Source organism: Actinomycetospora sp., assembly GCF_055612215.1.
Genome location: NZ_JBVPVA010000751.1, coordinates 1 through 1,022, shown reverse-complemented (window position 1 = coordinate 1,022; position 1,022 = coordinate 1). Strand labels below are relative to the sequence as shown.

The 1,022-nt window shown below is 74.3% G+C and carries 2 protein-coding genes; both read right to left on the bottom strand.

What is annotated here, in order from left to right:
- Positions 1-290 (bottom strand): hypothetical protein (locus tag AC0CYZ_RS20455; protein ID WP_472218665.1); only part of this gene is annotated, 290 nt, incomplete at its 3' end.
- Positions 272-1,022 (bottom strand): hypothetical protein (locus AC0CYZ_RS20450; RefSeq protein WP_472218663.1); only part of this gene is annotated, 751 nt, incomplete at its 5' end. The genes AC0CYZ_RS20455 and AC0CYZ_RS20450, both read right to left, overlap by 19 nt.

The following is a 1,022-nucleotide window of genomic DNA, read 5'->3' as shown; positions in this document are numbered from 1 at the left end:
CGGGCCGCGACGACGACGGTCGCCGCGACGAGGAAGGCCGCGTACTCGGCCGCGTACACCACGGCGCCCGCCCCCGGATGGTGCCGGAGCGGGAGCCGGTGGATGCGCAGGTGCCCGTGGCGCTCGCGGGCCGGCTCGCCCGCGGCGCGCAGACAGACGACGTCGACGTCGAAGCCGGCGTCGACGAGGGTGCCGGCGGCCCGCGCCACGCGGGAGTCCCGGGGCACGTAGTGCTGGCGCACCACGCAGACCCGATCCCGCCGGCGCTCGCTCACTGCCATTGCAACCACGGCTTGTCCTGCAGGGCGCGCTGGACCCGCGCGACGTAGGCGTCGGCGCCGCGGGAGTGCCACGAGCCCGCGTTCCACCGCCCGACGCAGCCCCAGAGGTCGCCCGGGGCGTACCCGCCGCCGAGCCACGGTTCCCAGCCCTCGTAGCAGGCCCGGATCACCGCGGCGTAGGTGTCGACCGCGTAGGCGGTCGACGTCTCGGTCCACGGCCACCCGCCGTAGCCGGGCTGGGTCTGGTCGTTCAGCGTGCACCACTTGGCCTGCATGATGCCGAAGCTGGCCGGACCCTCGGGGCCGTACGGCGCGCCCGGCGGGGAGCCGCCGCAGTCGCCGAAGTCGCCGTAGCCCTCCTTGTCGATCGGTTTGCCGTCCGGGTCCTTGTGACCCTGATACCAGTTCGACTCGACGACCGCCTCCGCGCGGATGACCTCGTCGGGCAGCCCCCACTTGGCCGCGGCCCACTGGAAGATCTCGTCGGTCGTCCCGGTGAAGTTCCCGCTGATCCGGCCGAAGACGGCGGCCTCGTTGACCATCCCCGGGTACCCGGCGGGCCGGAAGTCGGGAGGCGGTACCAGGTGGTTGGCGACGTCGTTCTCCGGGCGGGGCTCCCAGCTCGAGCGTCGGACCATCTGCGCGGCGGCGGTGTCGTCGGGGAGCACGTTGAACGCGCCCACCGGCCGCAGCGGGAAGTAGCCGCTCGACGGGGGAGGGGACTTGGCGGGCGCGGAGTCG